The sequence below is a fragment of the Streptomyces sp. MK7 genome (assembly GCF_032658145.1).
GTDB lineage: Bacteria > Actinomycetota > Actinomycetes > Streptomycetales > Streptomycetaceae > Streptomyces > Streptomyces spiralis.
In genome coordinates, this window is sequence record NZ_JAVACL010000034.1 from 41,388 (window position 1) to 58,767 (window position 17,380).

A 17,380-nucleotide genomic window follows, 5' to 3' on the forward strand; every position below is an offset into this window, starting at 1 on the left:
CTGCACCCTCGCGGGCGGTCGGCCTCCGCCAACTACACTGTGCGCATGCCGACCCCGACGACGATCGAGCCTCTCAGTCAGGACGAGGAGGCGTTCCTGCGCGTTCTCGGCAGGGTGATGACACAACTGCCTCGCGTCGTCGACGCCGAGATGCTCAAGGAACAGCCGATCACCGGCGGGGAGTACATGGTCCTGGTGCACCTTTCCGAGGCACCGGACAACCAGCTGCGCATGAGCGAACTGGCCCAGGCCTGCGGACTCTCCCTGAGCGGCATGACCAGAGTGGTGAACCGCCTGGAATCGCAGTCGCTCGTGCTGCGCCAGAAGTGCCCGGAGGACGGGCGGGCGTGGCTCGCCGTGCTCACCAGTTCCGGCTGGACACAGCTGAAACAGGCGTGGCCCACGAATCTTGCGAGCGTGCGACGTCACATCTTCTCCCGCCTGGAAGGCTGCGACATCGTCGCGGCCACGCGGGTGCTGGAGCGCATAGCGCCCATGTGACGGAAGCGCGCCGACGCCCGTCAACCGGTTACCACCTTGATAGGTGACGAGGGTACCCTCGGCATGGCGGGTCCTGGTCGGTTGCCAGGCAGACCTCCTACGGAAAGGCGATGCGCCATGACTGACGTGCACGAAAAGGCCGTACTGGCGGGCGGTTGCTTCTGGGGTATGCAGGAGCTGATCCGGACGCTTCCCGGTGTGGTCACGACGCGGGTGGGCTACAGCGGCGACGAGATGCCCCATCCCACGTACCGCGACCACGGGAGGCATGCCGAGTCGATCGAGATCACTTTCGATCCCGCTGTCACCGACTACCGCACCATCCTGGAGTACTTCTTCCAGATCCACGATCCGAGCACGAAGTACCGGCAGGGCAATGACGTGGGTCTCAGCTACCGCTCCGCCATCTTCTATCTCGACGACGATCAGCGACGCATCGCGCAGGACACCATCGCCGATGTCGAGGCGTCGGGGTTGTGGCCGGGGCCGGTGGTGACCGAGGTCGTACCGGCCGGCCCGTTCTGGGAGGCCGAGCCGGAGCACCAGGACTACCTCCAGCGTTACCCGGACGGCTACACATGCCACTTCCCGCGCCCCGACTGGAGGCTGCCGAAGCGCGCCGGGTCCTGATCGGCGACGGACCCGGCGGACCTGCCCGGGGTGCCGCGCGGCCGGGGCGCCAGGAGACTTGTCGTGTTTCTCGTCACCTGCCAGAATGGTGACATGGTGCATGTCTTCAAGTGCGGTGCTCCGGTGCTGGACTTCGTCGGAACGCTGCGCGCACGGCGCAACGCCGTGCCCACCGAAATGCTCACGAGCCCGGAGAGTCTCGAGGCCTGGTTCCGTGAGTCCGGTCTCGTCGACGGGGACACGCCCTGCAAACCGTCCGACGTGGAGCGGGCGATCGCTCTTCGTGAGGCGGTCTACCTGCTGCTGGTCGCCACGCTGGCGGGCGACGACTATGACGCCTCTGCTCTGGAGCTGGTCAACGGCACGGCGCGTACCCCGTCCGCGGTGCCGCAGCTCACCCGGGAGGGGCGCCGTGTCGATGCGACGCCGCAGCAGGCGCTGTCGTCGATCGCCCGGGAGGCCGTGCGGTTGCTCGGCGGACCGGAAGCGGCGTTGCTCAGGGAATGCAGCAGGCCCGAGTGCACCCAGGTCTATCTCGACCGGTCGCACGGAGGCCGCCGGGAGTGGTGTGCCATGGACCCGTGCGGCAACAGGATCAAGGCGGCTGCCTATCGTGCGCGCAAGCGGACCCAGGCACGGGGAGACTCGCCTGCGCGAGCGGCCTCGCCGTCGCGGTCGCGCCGGTAGTGCTGTGGCGCAGGCCTTCCGCGTGCCGACAGCGTGAGTGCCGGTCCGGCCGGACCACGCGTCAGCGAGCGGGTCCGCGACCGCGTCCGCCGGGTCAGACCTGCACCGGCGTACGAGCACCCAGGAGTGCCAGGCAATTGGTCCAGAGGGCGTTGAGCGGAGAAGTGTTGTTGTAGAGCTTGGCGAACAGCACCTGGCCCTCGAGCTGGGCGACGACCGACTGGGCGGCGGTACGCGTGTCCGCCACGGTCACGTCGCCGCGCGCACGGGCCTCGGTGATGACCGCCTCGACCATCTCGACCTGGGCTTCGAAGATCTCTTGGAGCCGTTCGCGTACGGCCTCGGTCTGATTGCTCATCTCCAGGGAGAGATTTCCGAACATGCAGCCCGAGATCGTTCCGCAGCTGTCCTGGCCGGCCTGCTGAGTGGCCTGTGTCGCCTCGAACAACTGCCGCAGTCGCTGAAGTGGCTCCGCGTCGTCCTTGAGGAGCCGGGTCCACTCGCGTCGTTCTGCGGCCCAGTGTTCGTCGATCACGGCGAGCGCAAGCGCCTCCTTCGACTCGAAGAAGTAGTAGAAACTGCCCTTGGGCACGCCTGCCGTCTTGCAGATCTCGGCCACGCCCAGAGCCGAGTAGCCGCGCAGCTCGATGAGTGACCGCGCGGCGGTCAGGATCTTTTCCTTGGCATCACTTGTCCGACCCATACCACAAGTATACGACCGATCGACTATGACAGAGGAGGCCGGTTGCCGACATTTCCTCTCTCCGTACGAGGCTGAGGCTCCCAGCAGGGAGGAAGCCGGTCCTGGATGGTGCCATGGTCGCGGGCGCACCCTGAGGGCATGGTGAGCAGACGGACCGGTGCCTCGGAGGCAGCACCCGCCCTCGGGCACCTTGCCGCCGTGCGGAGGAACGCAAGAGCACGGCTCCCGACGGGAAGCGCCCCCCCACGACCGGTGCGGGACTCGGAGCGTCACATGACTGCCGCGACGCCGCGAAGCGGCGCCCGGCCACCGCGCGAACTCCTGCCCTGTCACTGACGTATCGAGGACCGCCGAGGAACATCACATGACCACAACACCGTCGCAAGGCCATCTGCACGCCGCGGGAGGGCGGCCTCCATCGCCGTGGGTCCACGTCGCCCAGGCCGCCGCCGCGCTGGCGACGGGCATGGGCGTCGGCCGCTTCGTCTACACCCCGATCCTCCCGCTGATGCACGCCCAGGCCGGACTGCCGGCCGGCGCCGGAGCGAACCTGGCCACCGCCAATTACGTGGGGTACCTGGTCGGCGCTCTCGCCGGGACGCTGCTCCCGGCGCTGGTGCGCTCCACGGCCGTACTCCGCGCTTGCCTGCTGGCGCTGGTCGCCTCTCTGGCGATGATGCCACTGACGCACACCACCGCCGTGTGGGTGCTCCTGCGGCTGGGCGCGGGGATCTTCAGCGCGCTGATCTTCGTGATCGCCGTGAGCTCACTGCTCAGTCACCTGCGAGACCACCCGGCCCACCTGCCCGGCTGGGCGTTCGGTGGCGTCGGCGCCGGCATCGCCCTGTCCGGTGTGCTCGTCCTGGTACTGCGCACGGCCGGCGACTGGGAGACCGCGTGGTGGGCCTCCGCGGCCCTGGCCGCCGCGCTGACCTTCGTCGCCTGGGGTCTGCGGCCCGAGCCGGTCGCCCCGCAGCCCGCGTCCGCTGCGGAGCCCGCGGCACCGGAGCGGACGGCCGGTCCGCGCCCCCATCGCTGGTTCAGTGCCCTGTTCGCGTCCTACACGCTGGAGGGCGTCGGCTACATCATCGCCGGGACTTTCCTGGTCGCGGCCATCGAGCAGACCTCGCCCGGCTGGATCGGCAGCGGCGCGTGGGTGCTGGTGGGCCTGGCGGCCATCCCCTCCTCCGCGCTGTGGGCGGCGCTGGGACGCCGCTGGTCCCGCCCGGACCTCCTGCTGGCCGCACTGGGCGTGCAAGCCGTGGGCATAGCCCTGCCCGCGCTGGTCGGCGGGGTCGCCGCCGCACTGATCTCCGCGGCGCTCTTCGGTGCCACGTTCATAGGCGTGAGCACGCTGGCCCTCGCGGCGGGCGCGCACCTGCGGTTCCCCCGCGCGGTGGCGCTTCTGACGGCCGGATACTCGGTCGGCCAGATCCTGGGCCCACTGGCCGTCACCCCCCTGCTCCACCACGGCTACCACCAGGCCCTCGTCCTGGCGGCTGCCGTCGTCCTGACCGCGGCGCTCGCTGCCTTTGTCCTTCGCTTCGGGTTCCCGCACCATCTGCCCACGCCGGGTCAGCCGGTCCGGCGTTCGCAACCCACCGCTGAACACCGGCTCGCCTCCATGGACACCATGGACACCATGGACACCGACGAAGCTCGGCCGGCCGAGTGACCGCTGCCTGGCCCGAGCCGGCACCGCGTGGCCGCCGTCCACCGTCGGCTCGGCGACGGCCTGGGCGAAGGCGATGGGACATGTGGACCGCCCCTTGCGTGACGCGGGATTGACGCGCCATCAGGACTGCACTGCTGTGGACGCCTGTTAAGTGACCCCCCTCACAGCACTTTCGCCGGCCGTCCCGGAATGCGTCGGCGGCGCCGGAAGTTCTTGTGATCATTCACCCCGTCCCGCCGCGCCGTCGTTGCCTGGAGCGCTGCGGGCATCGCATGTCGACGCGACGTTGGGAGAAGCGATGAAGCGGCCCCGGTCCAGAGACGAGCGGCCTCGACTGCGCCGCGTCCACCTTCCCGGCACCGTCATGCCGTCGTCTCCGGCGGCTGCCCGGCCACCGCGAGAGGAGGAGACGGCCTCCTGCGCAACGGACACGGCTCAGCCCGTCGTGAAGTGAGCCCGGACAGGACGGGCGTGCGTCCGGCGGCGCGGCCACCGTCTTGCGCGCCTTGAGCGGTTGCCGGTGGGGGTGGTCGGTCGTCGGCGGCGAGGGAGGCGGGCGGGTACGAGCCCGCGAGGATCTCCATCGCCGAAGTCGGCTCGCTATGAGGCCGCTTCTACCAGAAGGGGCGTGCTCGTCTCCTCGACGGTGCCCTCCAGGCCGTACCCGGCGTTGCTGATCAGCACGTCGACGGGGCCGACGGTCCGCTCGACGTCGTCGACCACCGTCGCGTCTGCCCGGTCGTCGGTCACGTCCAGCAGCCTGCCGACGGCGTGCCCGGGGGCCGGAGCCTCGAAGAGTCCGACCTGCTCCGGACCGCGGACGGTGCCGACGACGACGTTGCCGGCGGCCAGTGCTTCCCGGGCGAAGGTCTGGCCCAGGCCGCTGCTGACACCGGTGATGAGAAATGTCCTGCTCATGAGTGTCTCCAGCTATATCCGACCGGTCATCTACTGATCTGGTTGATCAGTTCACAGTGTCAAAGGGCGGGGTGGACACGGAACGTTGCCGACTTGCCCGACCGTAATGCCGGGCGTGGAATGGAGAAGCTCAGCAAATGCCTGGTCACGTATGTATCTGAGCCGAACTCCATCCATCCCCCATAGGTTCACCGGTCAGGGGACCAGGAGGTGTGTGCCATGGCGAGAGTCCTCTTCATCGTGAGTGGGGCGAGGTACTGGGTGCTGAAGGACGGCACCAGATATGCGACGGGCTACTGGGCCGAAGAGTTCGCGATGCCGTACAAGAAGATCACGGAAGCCGGCCATGAGGTCGTGGTCGCGACACCGGACGGCGTGATTCCCAACGTCGACATGATGAGCCTGCGTCCTTCCATGGCCGGCGGTGAGGAGGGAGCGCTCGAGCTGGAGGCCATCATCCGGTCCGCCGAGGTGATGCGGCGGCCGCTGAAGCTGTCGGACGTCCGCCTGGAGGACTACGACGCGGTGTACCTGCCCGGTGGTCATGGTCCGATGGCGGACCTGGCGTTCGACGCCGACGTCGGCCGGCTGCTGACGGCGCAGCTCGCCTCGGGCAGGCCACTGGCGATCGTGTGCCACGCCCCCGCCTCGATGCTGGCCACCAGGATCCACGGCGAGTCGCCGTTCAAGGGCTACCGGGTCACGTGCTTCACCGACGAGGAGGAAGAGGCCGTCGGCCTGGCCCCCAGGGCACCGTGGCTGCTGGAGACCGAGCTCAAGGAGAAGGTCGGCGTCGACTTCAGCCGCGGTCCGATCTGGGAGCCGTACATGGTCGAGGACCGCAACCTCATCACCGGACAGAACCCCCACTCGGCCGGGGTGCTCGCAGACCGGCTGCTCGAGATCCTCAAGTGACCGCTCAGGAAGCCTGGAAGGCGTGCCGGTACAAGAGCCCCGCCGACGGCAGGTCCCTCCGTCCGTGCTGAGAGGCATCCCGCACGGGGTCGGCACGCTCAGTGCTCCTTGATGGCCCACAACTCCCTGCTGGGAGCCTCGGCCTCCCACTGACCATTTCAGAATGCGCTGCGGAGCTTCACCCGCGGCCGGTGGCAGAGGCGCTCAGGCTTCTCGGCCCCGGATCGCTGCGGCGGCGCGGTGCAACTCGGCAAGGACTGTTCGGACGGCGTTCCGGGCAGCGCGCTCGGGTCGGTGGAGAACGTCGATGTGGCGACGGGCGTGCACTCCGCTCAGCGGCCTGAGGACCACGTCGGGGTGCGCACGGGCGGTCCAGCGCGGCATCAACGCCAGGCCGCCGTCGGCGGCTACGGCCTCGGCGACCACCGCGAATTCGTTGATGCGGTGGACGATGTCGAGCCGGCGGTCGGCGACGCCGGCGATGGCCTCGATGGTGGCCATCAGCGGGAAGCCGTCGTGAACGGTGATCCACGGGCTCTGTTCTTGACACCGGCCCTCACCCGCCTGCCCGACCTGGCCCACAGCAGTGCCACCACCTGGACTCAACTGGTCTATCTCGCCCTGTTCTGCAGCGTGTTCGCCTTCCTTGCCCAGACCTGGGCCGTGCAGCGCACCTCCGCCAGCCGGGCCAGCCTTCTTCTGGGCACCGAACCGACCTGGGCCGTCGCTTTCGGGATCAGCCTCGGCGGTGAACGGCTCACCCTCTGGGCCACCCTCGGCGCCATGCTCATGATCGCCGGAACCTACTGGGGCCAGGCCATCGAACGCACCCATCGCACCACCACAGCAAGAACCATGAAAAAGGACGGAGAGCGCCCGGCAATGACACCTGCCGGCGCCTGATCGCGCCCTGCTCGTCACCGGACGCCTCGGGCCTGGGCAGATTCTGGTAACAGCTGTTACCATGCTGGCATGGCCAAGACACAACTGGGCGCGCGCGTGGATGAGGACGTTGCGGAACTCGCGAAGAAGCGCGCCGCCGACCTGGGATTGAGCGTCGGGGACTACCTCGCCCGGCTTGTACAGGATGACGCCAGCGGTCTGCGTGCCCGTGCGATGGAGGCGGCCGCCCACTTCCTGGCCGAACACCAGGCGGTCTTCGACGAGGCCGAGGAAGCCCAGCAGACACCTCGGGGACCGCGCGCGGCCTGATGGATCTGCACATCGACGTCGCCTGGATCCTGCAGGTCGCAGAGGCTGCAGGGGCGAACGATCCGTCCCCTGACGACTACGGTGTTCCCGTGTCGGCGGTCGCCCGGCACCGGGCCGAGCTGTTCGAGCAGCCGATCTACGACGGCCCCTATGCCAAGGCCGCCGCCTTGGTGCACACACTGGGCCGGTGCCGTTGGCTGGAGCGCTCCAACCTGGCCGTCGCCGCCGCCACCGGCGTCATGTACCTCGACGCCGTCGGGATTCCCGTCAAGCCCGCCCGCGAGGATGCCATCGCCCTCAAAAACCTGCTCCTCGACCCCGGCTGCACCGCCGGGAAGATCGCCACCCTGCTGCGGTCCTGGCCCACCGCGACCTGACACCCGCAGACCCGTGCGGGCTACGGCCCCCAGCCGGTCAGCGACGTCCCGCTCCAGGTCGCCGGTCGTGAGCCGGTGCATCGGCCAGGCCGCACGCACGGCCGGCTCCGACAACTGAGCCGACACCCGTGCTGCCTCTGCCCACACTCGCCCGTCACCGTCTTGACAGGTGACGTCAGTGGATGCAGTCTGGGCTTCGTGCGCAAAGGGCGCGATCTGCGACCGGCAGAACCCGCAGAACCGGCAGAGCGGAGAAAGATCATGAGTGACGACGGCGCGGTGGATGTCGCTGCTTCGGCGCGGATTGCGCGCTTCGGCAAGCTGCCCGAGCGTATCCGCTACGAGGACATGACCGAAGTGAGGGAGGCCTCGCCGAACGGGGGGATCGGCGGTTCCTACAACCCCGAGGGATCCTGGCAGTACTTCTCCTGCCTTGCCCTGGATCTCGGACTCTGACGGGGAGCCGCGAGATGAGGCGATTCCTCGGCGCTCTGTCCCACGGTGACAAGGACCAGGAGGCCATGACGTCTCTCCTTCGCCGGGTGAACTGCCAGGACCGGCGTGAACCGGACGGCGAGGTGGAGAAGTCCGTTCTCGATGCGCGCCGGCTCGCCGCCGTGACGCTGCTCAGTTCGTTCCTCTGAGCCTGGGCGGCTGAGCCGGGTCGGCGAAAACGGCTCCGGCGTGTCGCGTCGCGAGGCCGATCGCTACAGGCCGGAGCCCCGCCGGATGTCCGGCCCCGCAGCACCTCACCGCCCCGCTGTGCAAGGCGGCCGCTGTGGGCGGCGACACCCCTCTCATCCATCTGTGGGCCGGAACGGGGCACCGTCAGGCGAAGGGCGAGCCCGCCGCGCTCACGATCCAGCGGCTCGCCGGCCTTCCCTGACCCGGGGAGGCGCCCGGACGGCCTGCGCTGGAACGGCTCCGGGAGCACTTCGAGTACCTCGGCGGGGACATCCTCGACAACGGGTTCGTCCGCGGGTGCCTCGCCGGCGACTTCGGCGCTGAGGTGGCGGACCACAATGAGGAGATCCGCTCCGCCGTCCAGCGCGGCTTCGACCGTTGGGCCTCACGCATCCGGCAGGTTCTCGTCGAGGCCCAAGAGGCCGGCGATCTCGATGGCGCTCTCGACACGACGGCCGCCGCGCTGTTCATCCTGAGCGCCTGGGAGGGTGCGCTGATCGCGGCCCGGGCCGACAAGTCCGCGGCGCCGGTCGAGGCGTTCTTCCACATCATCTTCGGCGTCGTCCTGCGGTAGCACCCCGAACTCCCGCGTCGCCGCCAGGACGACGGCTGCGCCCGGCCGACGCCGACCGGACCCCTTCACGAGCGCCGTCCCGTGGCCTGGCGGCGCCTGTGCTCATGCCGGATCCAGCGACCTTTACGTCAGTAGACCGGTCATCTAGTATAGGTGACCGGTCGTCTTTTTCATCGACCGCACCTCCCACGAAGAACCCAGTGGGCGAGGTCCCCGGCCCGCGGCCCGCATCCAGGCCACGCCTCGCCGAAATCGCAGGCAGGTCCCTGACAACCGTCCGCGGGCGGCGGGTCCGGCCGGCTCCACCCGTGACCGGACCGGATGAGCGGCACGCCTCGCCGCCCGGCGGAGCATACTCCCCAGTGCACTACCGGCTCGCCCGGCGCCGCGGGGTGCCGTCCCACCCGAGGCGGTGCATCCCACGACACCGGCAGCCGACCGAGAGAGGACGAAAGACGATGAAGGAGTTCCTGGTCGTACTCACCACGACCGTGCCCGAGGGCACCGATCCGGACGAGGTCACCCGGCGCCGTGCCGCCGAGGCCGTCCGCGCCGGGGAACTGGCCGCCACCGGTCACCTGGCCCGGCTGTGGCGCCCGGTCGGCGAGCTCCGCAGCATCGGCCTGTGGCGCGCGGACGACGAGGCGGACCTGCGCGAGAAGGTACTCGGCACCCTCCCCCTGTGGCCCTGGATGACCGCCGAGGTCACCGCCCTGCAGCCGCACCCCAACGACCCGGGCCCGGCCGGCGGACCCGCAGTCTGATCCCCAGCGGTCAGGAGGTCATGGTCCGCACCCCCGCCCCCGCGTCATGCCGCCCACCCGGGCCGCACAACAACTCACGGAGAAAAGATGAACCGTACAGCGGCACAGGAAGCGATTCTGCGTGGCGTCATGGACCGGTGGAAGGCCGCGGTCGACGCGCACAAGCCGGAGGAGGTCGCCTCGGTCTTCACCGAGGACGCCTTCTTCCAGGGGCTTCGCCCCCACAGTGTCGGCCGTCAGGGAGTGGCGGCGTATTACGAGTCCCAGCCGATCGGGCTGGCGGCCGACTAGGGCGCGTATCGAGTCGCGATCAATGGGTGGTCCGGGTGAGATCTTTGATCCAGATCATCGAGGCGCGCAGGTGGAGGCCGGCGGGGTAGCTGTCGGGGGTCTTGTCGTACCTGGTGGTGATGCCTCGCCATGCCTTGAGCTTGTTGATCAGGCGCTCGACGGTGTTCCTCTCCTTGTAGAGGTCGGCGTCATGGCTGACCGGCCGGCCTCCTCTGGAGCCCTTCTTCTTCCGGTTGGCGGCCTGGTCCCTCTTCTCCGGGATGACCGCCTTGATGCGACGTTTGCGCAGGTGGGCGCGATTTCTGCGGGACGAGTACGCCTTATCCCCGGCGACTGCGTCCGGCCAGGTGCGGGGGCGGCCGCCGACAGGCCCGCGCACCCGCACCTTCTTCAGAACGGGGATGAACTGCGGGCTGTCCGCTGCCTGGCCTGCAGTCAGGACGAACGCCAGCGGGCGGCACTTGCGGTCGGCGGCGAGGTGGACCTTGCTGGTCTGCCCGCCTCTGGAGCGTCCGAGGAGGGCGGCCTTCAGCCGGAGTTTTCGCCGTCGCCGGATGCGGCGTCGCTCTTCCCGCGCGGGATCGTCTTCGGAGTCCTGCCCGCTTTGTTCTTCGAGGCCGCCCCTTTTGACCTGGCCTTCTCCTCCTCGTCGGCGGCCTTCTCCAGGGCGGTGATGACGTCCTCGTCGAGGTGCATCCCGGCCGCATCGTGGTGGGCCCGGGCGGTGGTGGAATCGATGCTGACCAGGGACAGGTCCACCTCACCCCGCTTCGCGGCTTCTGCGATCAAGCCCTCCAGCAGGGCCTCGAAGACCCCGGCGTCCCGCCATTGACGGAAGCGGTTGTGGACGGTCGACCAGGCACCGAACTCCGTCGGCGTCTCCCGCCACTGTCCGCCGGTCTTGAACCTCCAGATCACACCTTCGAACTGCTGCCGCAGCCGTTCGGGGTACGGGCCGTACTCGCCGATCGGTAGGTACGGCTCGATGAACTCCCACTCCGCATCGCCCAGTTGCACTCGCGTCACGTAAGACGGTTTACCGGACCGAACCGTGCCGCGAAGGCGCATCCCACAACCCGATACGCGCCCTAGCCGCCGCCGGAATCTGCTCCTACGTGAGTCGGGGCCCACGCCCCCGAACGTCGTCGGAGAACATCTGACTGGGCCGTCGGCCGATCTCACGGGCCGGCCGGTGCAGTTATCGGAGCCGAGCCATCTGCGGTGTTCAAAGATCTGGGGTTCGGCTGCGCGGGTTGCCTGGGAGGTGCCGCATTCTCAACGATCAACTGCAGTTCGGGCGCCAGTAGGTCGCGACCAGGGACGCCCGATCCCCCAGCGGAAGGCTCCACGGCCGGCCCTTGCGGACGGCGTCCGGGCCCTGGCCCCGCAGCACCGTCACGAGCGTGCCCAAGTTACGCGGGCTCAGCCCGGTGAACGGGGCTATCCAGGAGGGATCCGACGCAGCGATCACAGCAACCATGCTGTGACCATCTCGCGGCGCTCACCCGGTAGGGTCCGAATCACTCCCTTTTCTACTCGCCTACGGCTCCGTCGATCGCTTCGCGCAGTAGGTCGGCGTGGCCGTTGTGACGCGCGTACTCCTCGATCATGTGGGTGAGGACGTAGCGGAGCGAGATGGTCTCGCCGCGGAAGTTGACGGTGTCATCGAGGGAAACGAAGGAAGAAGCGACGGCGCGCGCGGACGCACTCCTCGCGCCAGACTTCGAACGCATCGCCAACGTCGGCGTCCTCGACGTGGAACTCGGCGAATGTTCCGTCGACCTCGCCGGGCCAAGGCGCCTTGACGTCCTCGGCGTTCACGATGAAGCGGAACCAGCTCCGCTCGACGGAGGCCGCGTGGCGCACCCGGCCCAGAAGCGTGAGTCCTGAGGTCGGGATCGCCCTCTGCTTCAGCTGTTCCCCGGTCAGACCCGCGCACTTCATGGCCAGGGTGGCCCGCTGGTAGTCGAGAAACGAGGTGAGTGACGCACGGTCGTCGGCCGCCTTCGAGGGATGTACGCGCTGGTCATCGTTCACAGGGCGATCATGGCAAGAGTGCGTTCCAACAGGCCACCCCTGGTCCGAAGGGCGGACCACAACGCCCAACTACCCCACGGGCGCTGCGGCCGGAGACCGATTGGCGGACAATTTTTAGGCTGCGCACTTCCCGATCCACTATCGGATTGTTGGAAAAGAGCCGAGCAGACCAGCTGCGACATGACGAAAGCCCTGAATCGCCCCGGAGCTTACCCGAGCGGGCCGCGTGGGCCGCGTGGGCCGCTTCACGTCCCGGCAGGGTCCTCCTCTCCCAGACCCTCGAGGATTCGGTCGTTCATCTCCTGCTCCTGGCCGTCGATGCACTTGGGCGCAGATCTTGAGCAGCACGTCCACCGAGAGGGCGCCCCAATCCGTCTCCCGCTCGTCCACAGAACGAAGAACGGTGACTTCACTGGTGTCGGCGAGGTCCGGCCGAACAAGCGGAAGTGGGCGCGGGGTTCACAGGCGCACGATGACCAGGGCGGTGTCGTCGGTGGCGTCGTCAGGTGGGAGCAGGTCGCTGAGTACTGCGTCGGCGAGGGTTTCGGGTTCGTCTGCCTGGTGGCGGGCCAGGGAGTCGGCGAGCCGGGCGAGGCCGGTGTCGATGTCTTCGCGGCGGCGTTCGATCAGGCCGTCGGTGTAGAGCGCGAGGACGGCGCCCTCATGGAAGGTCGTGGCGGCCTGGATCCGGGGGACGTGTTGAGGACGGGCACCCAGTGGGGGGTCGGTGGCCTGGTCCAGGAACTCGACGGTCCCGCCCCTCTGCAGGAGCGCGGGTGGGGGGTGGCCGGCGCTGCTGTAGGTGATGGTGTGGGTGTCCCAGTCGATGAAGGTCGTGGCCACGGTGGTGTTCTCGGCGCCTTCGATGGTGCGGGCGTACAGCCCGACGGTTTCCAGGGCGCAGGCGGGGCCTTGGGCGACGAGGGAGGCGGCGCTGAGGGCGCTGCGCAGTTGTCCCATGACGCCGGCCGCGGGCAGGCCATGGCCGACAACGTCGCCGACGGCGACGGCAATACGATCGCCGGGCAGGTCGATCAGGTCGTACCAGTCGCCGGCCACGTTCAGCGCTTCGGCAGCGGGCCGGTAGCGAACGGCCGCCGGGTGCCGGCCGACCGGGCGGGGGGCGGGCAACATGGCTTCTTGCAAGGTCAGCGCGACTTCACGGGCGCGGATGAGTTCGGTGAGTTCGGTGACGTCCTCCACCCGGCGCAGCAACAGCGTCAACCGCCCATCCGAGCCGAAGACGGGAACGTTGGTCAGCGTCCAATACCGCTCGTGCCACACGCCAGGCTGATCGGGGTCCGGCACGTCGTGGCGCTCCAGCGTCAGTGTGTCTCGCTCGCCGGTATCCGCCACCCGGCGTAGTGACGCCAATATCCTGAGCAGGTAAGGCCGGTCGTTCGCGGGGTAGTCCTCAGGCAGGTAGCGACCGACCAGTTGCTCGTGGGTGAGGCCACGGATCCGCAAGAACTCCGCATTGGCGTCCACGAAGATCATCTTTGGGGTCAGCAACGCCACCGCCCCAGGGAGTGCCTGGAACACCGCCGCGTAGTCGACCTCCGGATCCGACATGACTTTCCTGCCCTGCCGCCGCCGCTGTCTGTCCTTCCATGATATGAGCGGGGTGTCACAGCTCGCGCGCTGGCGAGCGGACGTCGGCGGTCCGCCTCAGCTGAGTCGCGCGAGTGCTGGATCAGCCGCGATTCGTATACGGCGTCTGCCGTTGACTTCGTCCGGCTCCAGTCGGCTACGCAGGGTACTCAATGGGTGACACGGTGGACGCTCTCACGCTGGAGGCGATCTTCGTCGCTCTGCCGGTGGCGGCACATGTCGGTGGAGAGGTCATCGGCCGCCGACGCTTGGGAGTCTGCACTCGTGTAGATGGTGTCCCGAACGCCGTGGCGCCAGCTGAGATTACGGCCATGCTGCGTGGGATGGAACCGCCCGCCATGGGTGCCTTCGTGGACGGTGACGTGATTGATCACGCTCACCACAGCCGCCGGGTGAAGATTCGGCCGCCTGGTTGATCACTCCTGCGCCGTCGCTGGGCCGTGTGAGGTCGCCCGAGGGTACTCAGCGGCCACTGACAGTGACAGAAGAGCCCCAGCCGCCAGTGATGAAAGCGCAGGCCGGAGGGTCCCGGGCCATAGGGGTTTCCGTCCAGGGGCGGCGGTCAGGCAAGACGGCGTGCTTCTTTCTGCCGGACAGCGGAGCTCCTGGGGCAGCTCCAACGAGCGTGTTGACGCCGATCTTTGGCATATCGCTCGTTAGTGTCGAGCGAATGCTGCGGCGGACCGGACGGTTACCTGCGTATCTCGACTTCAGATGGAAGGCGTTGGGCTCGCTGGTGCCGCCAGGGTGTGGCGGTCCCGGCGCAGCCATGATCGCCGTGGATGGGTTCTCCTTGTTGGTACCGCTCGCCTCATACTCGGCGTGCTGGGTGCACCGTCACGGTGCCTCTCGCGGAGGACAATGTCAGCCTGGTAAACCAGGCTCTACATGATCTTGTGGGCTAGCCTCGGGCTTGTCACCACCGGACGCCGCCGCATCCTTCGGCTCGCGAAGCACTGGCCCTGGACCAACCTGATCACCGACGCCTTGGCACAACTCGAAGCCCTCCCCGGCCCCGGCTGACCAGCACTTTCCCGTCCCTGCGAGCAGCACCACCCCACCGGAGCCGTGGAACCCGGCGCCCACCCGACGCGACTGCCGGGCCGATGTCATGCCCGAAACCCGCAGCACAGACAGAAACAGCCCGCCAGATGAACCGGCCAGCTGTCATGAAAGCCCGAGGCTAGTGCTCAGGGCGATCAGGCAGCGGTAGCACAGCGCGGCCCAGTCATGGTGACCAACGAGGGGTAACCCTGTCGGGCGAACCAGGCAATGGTGACCGGTAGGTGTTCCGCGCAGACTTAGATGTTGTCGCGGTGCTGCGCGGTGGCCTGGTGCGCACTCACCTGGTACAGCGCCTTGTTTGGGTCCACCCGGCCAATGCAGAGTTCACAGTCTCTGGCTGTCATCGTTCTACCTCCCAAACGGAAAGGGGCTCCAGGCGCAAATGCCCAGGGCCCCAGCGGCTCACAGCGTGGCGGTGATCATCTTCTTCAGAGCCTCGTACAGCGGTTCAAGTTCCTTTCGAATGTCCACCTTAAGCCTCTTGATGGCCGCGCTATTCCGGGGTTGGTTCCTCGCCCACCTGCGCGCCTCGATGATCTGGATCAAAGATCTCACCCGGACCACCCATTGATCACGACTCGATACGCGCCCTACGAGGTGCTGGCGACACGGAGCTTCGCCGAGGATGTCCTGCTCGGCTACCTCGATGTCGACTTCTCGTTCACCGACCGACTCTCCAGGTCACCCTCAGCGTTGTGCTCCGGCGCATCGCCGGCGAGTGGTACATCTGCCACTACCAGGTGTCCAAGCTGGGCTGACGCCTACTCAAGTACGAAGCACGCACTCTGAGTTCGGGCACACGGTCCACGACGACGCCGAAGTGGTTGCGGTGCACCGTGAGGAGGGTGTCGGCTGGGAACCCTCGTTCCCGTCGGTCCCCGGGGTAGCCAAAGATCAAGAAGGCCTGGGCCGGGACCCGCTTCTTCGTTGCTGATACGCGACAGGCTCCCACCGCACGTCAGCATGCAGGATCGTCGGGGTGCCTATTGCTTGTACGGGTCGCCTTCCGGAAGCCAGGCATCAGGGTCGTGAATGCCGAAGTCACCGAGGCCGTCGGTGAGCGCGCCCACGGTGTTCAGCACCGCCGGGCGCGTCTCGCCGCGCCGCCACACCAGGGACCAGGTCCAGTAGACCTTCGGCTCTACCACGGGGCGCGCGACCAGTTCGGGTGGGAGCTGGGTGGTCTGCGCCTTCGGAGAGTTGAGGATCGGTGCGCGCGATCGACGTACGTGGTCGAAGAACGTCGGCCCGGTGATGCCGCCGTCGGAGATGTGAGCCGTCCGGGCGCCGGTGTCGTGGGCAAGCTGCTCGGCGTAGGCATTCCAGGAGGACCAGGCAGTGGCATCGCCGTCCAGCAGGACGACGACGTCACGGGCGCGAACCTCGGCTTCGTCATGGCCGACGGAGACCGCGTACAGGCGATCGGCGCCGACAAGCCGGGCGTTGAGACCCAGTTCGTCCAGATCCTCCTGGCGGACCCAGCACACCGCGAGATCCAGGCCGCCATCCGCGACCCGCACGGCTTGCGTGTGCGAGGGCGCGACCCAGGCATCGACGTGCACGCGCGCCACGGTGGAGGTCCGCGCGGTGAGGTCCGCGGGCAGCCAACTGACGTAGCCGAGGCGGACCGGCTCGGAGCCCGCCATTTTCGCCGCTCGGTTGCGGAGGTCGTCGGCACTGTCCAGCAGGGCGCGGACGTGCGGGAGGAGTGCCGCTCCAGCCGGTGTGAGGGTGACCGAGCGGCGGTCCCGGTCGAACAGACGCACCCCGAGGTCGCGCTCCAGCGCCTTGATCTGTTGGGACAAGGACGGCCCGGCGATCAGGAGCCGGCCGGCGGCCCGCCCGAAGTTCAGTTCCTCGGCGACCGCGAGGAAGTACCGCAACTGGCGCAGTTCCACCTCAGTCATGCTACGCGTGGTGAGAGGCCCGACCTACCAGGGCCGAAGGACCTGGGTCGGTTTGTCCGCCTGGCGGGTGTGCGGGGTCTGGGAGCGGACGCTGAACTGCGACTGGCTGGTCGCGACGTCGCGCAGCATCGCGGCCTCACAGGACGCCGACGTCCTCAGCATGCGGGGCGACATAGCCGACCCGGCCACCGCGGAGCGTGTCATCGCCGCGGGGCTCGAGCGCTTCGGTCGCATCGACACCCTGGTCAACAACGCGGGCATCTTCGTCGCCAAGCCGTTCACCGAGTACACGCAGGAGGGCTACGACGCGCTCACCGGCATCAACCTGACCGGGTTCTTCCGTATCACCCAGCTCGCCGTCGAGCAGATGGCCCGTCAGGGGGCGGGCACATCGTGCAGATCACCACCAGTCTGGTCGACCACGCCCACTCCGCCGTCCCCTCGGTCCTGGCCTCCCTGACCAAGGGCGGCCTGCAGTCCGCCACCAAGGCGCTGGCCATCGAGTACGCCACCCGCGGCATTCGCAGCAACGCCGTCTCGCTGGGCGTCATCAAGACGCCCATGCACCCGCAGGAGTACCACGAGACCCTTGCGGCGCTGCACCCGGTCGGCCGGATGGGCGAGGTGGGCGGCGTCGTCGACGCGGTCGTCTACCTCGAGAATGCCCCCTTCGTCACGGGTGAGGTCCTGCACGTCGACGGCGGCCGGAGCGCCGGCCACTGAGGCGTCGGCGGCCCCGGGCGTCTGCCGGACGCCCGGGGCCGTGGCCGCTCGGGGTGGACGGCGTGCCGTGGGAAGCCGGCTTCTGCACGGTCATCGTCGAAGCCCG

At 68.4% G+C, this 17,380-nt stretch carries 14 protein-coding genes and 9 pseudogenes; 15 read left to right on the forward strand and 8 right to left on the reverse strand.

Annotation, left to right across the window (positions count from 1 at the left end; all coding sequences use genetic code 11):
* The first annotated feature begins 45 nt into the window (after positions 1–45).
* The 3 genes from R2S09_RS29250 to R2S09_RS29260 all read left to right on the forward strand — a co-directional run bounded on the left by R2S09_RS29250 (position 46) and on the right by R2S09_RS29260 (position 1,818).
* Positions 46–501 (forward strand): MarR family winged helix-turn-helix transcriptional regulator, encoded by a 456-nt coding sequence (locus R2S09_RS29250; RefSeq protein WP_030179846.1) that lies wholly within the window; start codon positions 46–48, stop codon positions 499–501.
* Positions 502–618: 117 nt separating this feature from the next.
* Positions 619–1,131 carry a peptide-methionine (S)-S-oxide reductase MsrA gene (gene msrA / locus R2S09_RS29255; RefSeq protein WP_316744276.1) on the forward strand — a complete coding sequence of 171 codons (513 nt, stop codon included), beginning with the start codon at positions 619–621 and terminating at the stop codon, positions 1,129–1,131.
* Between the two features lie 93 nt (positions 1,132–1,224).
* Positions 1,225–1,818, forward strand: a complete 594-nt coding sequence (locus tag R2S09_RS29260) for a CGNR zinc finger domain-containing protein (protein ID WP_316744324.1) — start codon at positions 1,225–1,227, stop codon at positions 1,816–1,818.
* Positions 1,819–1,912: 94 nt separating this feature from the next.
* Here R2S09_RS29260 and R2S09_RS29265 read toward each other — a convergent pair whose 3' ends face one another.
* On the reverse strand, positions 1,913–2,521 hold the full coding sequence (locus tag R2S09_RS29265) for a TetR/AcrR family transcriptional regulator (RefSeq protein ID WP_316744278.1): 609 nt from the start codon (positions 2,519–2,521) through the stop codon (positions 1,913–1,915).
* Between the two features lie 466 nt (positions 2,522–2,987).
* On the opposite strand from R2S09_RS29265, the gene R2S09_RS29270 reads away from it, so the two are divergent.
* On the forward strand, positions 2,988–4,196 hold the full coding sequence (locus R2S09_RS29270) for a YbfB/YjiJ family MFS transporter (protein ID WP_316744326.1): 1,209 nt from the start codon (positions 2,988–2,990) through the stop codon (positions 4,194–4,196).
* A gap of 633 nt (positions 4,197–4,829) precedes the next feature.
* On the opposite strand, the pseudogene R2S09_RS29275 reads toward R2S09_RS29270, so the two are convergent.
* A pseudogene (locus R2S09_RS29275) lies at positions 4,830–5,114 on the reverse strand (SDR family NAD(P)-dependent oxidoreductase); the annotation flags it as partial.
* Between the two features lie 219 nt (positions 5,115–5,333).
* Here R2S09_RS29275 and R2S09_RS29280 point away from each other — a divergent pair.
* On the forward strand, positions 5,334–6,029 hold the full coding sequence (locus R2S09_RS29280; protein ID WP_316744280.1) for a type 1 glutamine amidotransferase domain-containing protein: 696 nt from the start codon (positions 5,334–5,336) through the stop codon (positions 6,027–6,029).
* A gap of 204 nt (positions 6,030–6,233) precedes the next feature.
* On the opposite strand, the pseudogene R2S09_RS29285 reads toward R2S09_RS29280, so the two are convergent.
* Positions 6,234–6,563: pseudogene (locus R2S09_RS29285) on the reverse strand (LysR substrate-binding domain-containing protein); the annotation flags it as partial.
* Positions 6,564–6,566: 3 nt separating this feature from the next.
* Here R2S09_RS29285 and R2S09_RS29290 point away from each other — a divergent pair.
* From R2S09_RS29290 to R2S09_RS29325, 8 genes and pseudogenes are all read left to right on the forward strand, one after another.
* A pseudogene (locus R2S09_RS29290) lies at positions 6,567–6,932 on the forward strand (EamA family transporter); the annotation flags it as partial.
* 69 nt (positions 6,933–7,001) lie between these two features.
* Complete coding sequence (locus R2S09_RS29295) at positions 7,002–7,241, forward strand: hypothetical protein (RefSeq protein WP_316744282.1); 240 nt, start codon at positions 7,002–7,004, stop codon at positions 7,239–7,241.
* The gene (locus tag R2S09_RS29300) at positions 7,241–7,618 is read left to right on the forward strand and encodes a fic family toxin-antitoxin system, toxin component (RefSeq protein ID WP_316744284.1); all 378 of its coding nucleotides are present in this window, start codon (positions 7,241–7,243) and stop codon (positions 7,616–7,618) included. The genes R2S09_RS29295 and R2S09_RS29300 overlap by 1 nt, the downstream gene beginning before the upstream one ends.
* A gap of 261 nt (positions 7,619–7,879) precedes the next feature.
* The gene (locus tag R2S09_RS29305) at positions 7,880–8,074 is read left to right on the forward strand and encodes a hypothetical protein (protein ID WP_316744286.1); all 195 of its coding nucleotides are present in this window, start codon (positions 7,880–7,882) and stop codon (positions 8,072–8,074) included.
* A 65-nt stretch (positions 8,075–8,139) separates the two neighbouring features.
* Complete coding sequence (locus R2S09_RS29310; RefSeq protein WP_316744288.1) at positions 8,140–8,262, forward strand: hypothetical protein; 123 nt, start codon at positions 8,140–8,142, stop codon at positions 8,260–8,262.
* Positions 8,263–8,531: 269 nt separating this feature from the next.
* The gene (locus R2S09_RS29315; RefSeq protein WP_306191958.1) at positions 8,532–8,876 is read left to right on the forward strand and encodes a TetR family transcriptional regulator C-terminal domain-containing protein; all 345 of its coding nucleotides are present in this window, start codon (positions 8,532–8,534) and stop codon (positions 8,874–8,876) included.
* Between the two features lie 458 nt (positions 8,877–9,334).
* A complete protein-coding gene (locus R2S09_RS29320) occupies positions 9,335–9,640 on the forward strand; it encodes a muconolactone Delta-isomerase family protein (protein ID WP_316744290.1) in 306 nt (101 codons plus the stop codon).
* Positions 9,641–9,727: 87 nt separating this feature from the next.
* A pseudogene (locus R2S09_RS29325) lies at positions 9,728–9,925 on the forward strand (nuclear transport factor 2 family protein); the annotation flags it as partial.
* 25 nt (positions 9,926–9,950) lie between these two features.
* Here the strand turns inward: R2S09_RS29325 and R2S09_RS29330 are convergent.
* The 4 genes and pseudogenes from R2S09_RS29330 to R2S09_RS29350 form a co-directional block, all read right to left on the reverse strand.
* A pseudogene (locus tag R2S09_RS29330) lies at positions 9,951–10,957 on the reverse strand (IS5 family transposase).
* 265 nt (positions 10,958–11,222) lie between these two features.
* Positions 11,223–11,411: pseudogene (locus R2S09_RS29335) on the reverse strand (IS5/IS1182 family transposase); the annotation flags it as partial.
* Between the two features lie 52 nt (positions 11,412–11,463).
* Positions 11,464–11,875: pseudogene (locus R2S09_RS40660) on the reverse strand (DinB family protein).
* A 552-nt stretch (positions 11,876–12,427) separates the two neighbouring features.
* Complete coding sequence (locus R2S09_RS29350; RefSeq protein ID WP_306191922.1) at positions 12,428–13,540, reverse strand: PP2C family protein-serine/threonine phosphatase; 1,113 nt, start codon at positions 13,538–13,540, stop codon at positions 12,428–12,430.
* Positions 13,541–14,458: 918 nt separating this feature from the next.
* On the opposite strand from R2S09_RS29350, the pseudogene R2S09_RS40665 reads away from it, so the two are divergent.
* Positions 14,459–14,602: pseudogene (locus R2S09_RS40665) on the forward strand (IS1380 family transposase); the annotation flags it as partial.
* A 1,025-nt stretch (positions 14,603–15,627) separates the two neighbouring features.
* Here the strand turns inward: R2S09_RS40665 and R2S09_RS29355 are convergent.
* Positions 15,628–16,551 carry a LysR family transcriptional regulator gene (locus tag R2S09_RS29355; protein WP_306192635.1) on the reverse strand — a complete coding sequence of 308 codons (924 nt, stop codon included), beginning with the start codon at positions 16,549–16,551 and terminating at the stop codon, positions 15,628–15,630.
* A gap of 106 nt (positions 16,552–16,657) precedes the next feature.
* On the opposite strand from R2S09_RS29355, the pseudogene R2S09_RS29360 reads away from it, so the two are divergent.
* Positions 16,658–17,274: pseudogene (locus tag R2S09_RS29360) on the forward strand (SDR family NAD(P)-dependent oxidoreductase); the annotation flags it as partial.
* Positions 17,275–17,380: the final 106 nt, after the last annotated feature.

Bases quoted from the DNA above. Each gene is read 5' to 3' on its own strand.
- R2S09_RS29250 (WP_030179846.1), top strand. From the start codon at position 46: ATGCCGACCCCGACGACGATCGAGCCTCTCAGTCAGGACGAGGAGGCG.
- msrA (WP_316744276.1), top strand. From the start codon at position 619: ATGACTGACGTGCACGAAAAGGCCGTACTGGCGGGCGGTTGCTTCTGG.
- R2S09_RS29260 (WP_316744324.1), top strand. From the start codon at position 1,225: ATGGTGCATGTCTTCAAGTGCGGTGCTCCGGTGCTGGACTTCGTCGGA.
- R2S09_RS29265 (WP_316744278.1), bottom strand. From the start codon at position 2,521: ATGGGTCGGACAAGTGATGCCAAGGAAAAGATCCTGACCGCCGCGCGG.
- R2S09_RS29270 (WP_316744326.1), top strand. From the start codon at position 2,988: ATGGGCGTCGGCCGCTTCGTCTACACCCCGATCCTCCCGCTGATGCAC.
- R2S09_RS29280 (WP_316744280.1), top strand. From the start codon at position 5,334: ATGGCGAGAGTCCTCTTCATCGTGAGTGGGGCGAGGTACTGGGTGCTG.
- R2S09_RS29295 (WP_316744282.1), top strand. From the start codon at position 7,002: ATGGCCAAGACACAACTGGGCGCGCGCGTGGATGAGGACGTTGCGGAA.
- R2S09_RS29300 (WP_316744284.1), top strand. From the start codon at position 7,241: ATGGATCTGCACATCGACGTCGCCTGGATCCTGCAGGTCGCAGAGGCT.
- R2S09_RS29305 (WP_316744286.1), top strand. From the start codon at position 7,880: ATGAGTGACGACGGCGCGGTGGATGTCGCTGCTTCGGCGCGGATTGCG.
- R2S09_RS29310 (WP_316744288.1), top strand. From the start codon at position 8,140: ATGACGTCTCTCCTTCGCCGGGTGAACTGCCAGGACCGGCGTGAACCG.
- R2S09_RS29320 (WP_316744290.1), top strand. From the start codon at position 9,335: ATGAAGGAGTTCCTGGTCGTACTCACCACGACCGTGCCCGAGGGCACC.
- R2S09_RS29350 (WP_306191922.1), bottom strand. From the start codon at position 13,540: ATGTCGGATCCGGAGGTCGACTACGCGGCGGTGTTCCAGGCACTCCCT.
- R2S09_RS29355 (WP_306192635.1), bottom strand. From the start codon at position 16,551: ATGACTGAGGTGGAACTGCGCCAGTTGCGGTACTTCCTCGCGGTCGCC.